At 70.2% G+C, this 908-nt stretch carries 1 protein-coding gene; it reads right to left on the bottom strand.

All coding sequences use genetic code 11. From position 1 onward, the window contains the following. Positions 1 to 134: 134 nt before the first annotated feature. The coding region (locus tag ACFXBC_RS29385) for an RICIN domain-containing protein (RefSeq protein WP_385031035.1) at positions 135 to 908 on the bottom strand (774 nt) is incomplete at its 5' end.

A 908-nucleotide genomic window follows, 5' to 3' on the forward strand; every position in this document is an offset into this window, starting at 1 on the left:
GGGGCGGGCGCGGGGCGGCCCCGGGCCCCCCCCCGCGGGGGGGGGGGGGGGGGGGCCCCCCCCCCCCCCCCCCCCACAACACCGTCACTCGCCGCTCACGGCCCCGTCCGGCACCGGCCGTGAACTGGCAGGCGTCACGCGTCCTTGGGGATCGGGATGAAGACCCACTCATGGGCGTCCGGGAGGTCGCACCGCCCGATCAGGAGCTCGTTGTCGTCGTTGTCGCCCTGCTTGCCGTTCGGACCGTTCTGCGTCGTCTTCAGGCAGAGGTCGTTGCTCGCGTAGTTCCGGATCAGGTAGTGGTCGTTGCGCTGCTTGTCGAGCCACCACAGCTGGTTGTCGGCCTTGGTGCCGTCACAGGTGAACTCGGCGAGGCCGGTCCCGGCCGGCCTGGCGCCCATCTCCCCCAGGTCCATGCAGAGGCGGTCCTTGATGTTGCGCATCTGGAAGAGGCTGTTGTGGTGCGGGCCGCCGTGCGAGTAGCGCACCTCCAGATCCCAGATCTGGTTGTCCGCGTCCGTGGGGTTGCAGTCGTTCTCGATCACCCAGCCGTTGATCTGGCCCTTGTCCCTGCCGGGGAGTTCGGCGCACAGCTTGGACCCGGTGTTCTTGATCAGGACGTGCTTGGCGTTCGCCGGATCGGGCGCCTTCTTCTTGGGCGCGCCACCGCCACCGCCACCGCCGCCGCTTCCCCCGGCGCCGCCACCGCTGCCGTCGCTGTTCTGCGGCGTGGGGGCGTCCGGTGAGGGCGGTGGGTCCGAGGGTGTCGGAAGGTCGGGGGTGGGGGTGGGTGTGGGAAGTGCGACGCCTGCCTGCTGGAGTTTCTCGGTGGCGCGGGTGGCGACCTGGGGTTTGTGGGTGAACCAGTACATGACGAAGACGATGGCGACGGCCATGAAGACCGCGAA

The sequence above is a fragment of the Streptomyces sp. NPDC059398 genome (assembly GCF_042751845.1).
In the GTDB taxonomy this organism is placed as follows: domain Bacteria; phylum Actinomycetota; class Actinomycetes; order Streptomycetales; family Streptomycetaceae; genus Streptomyces.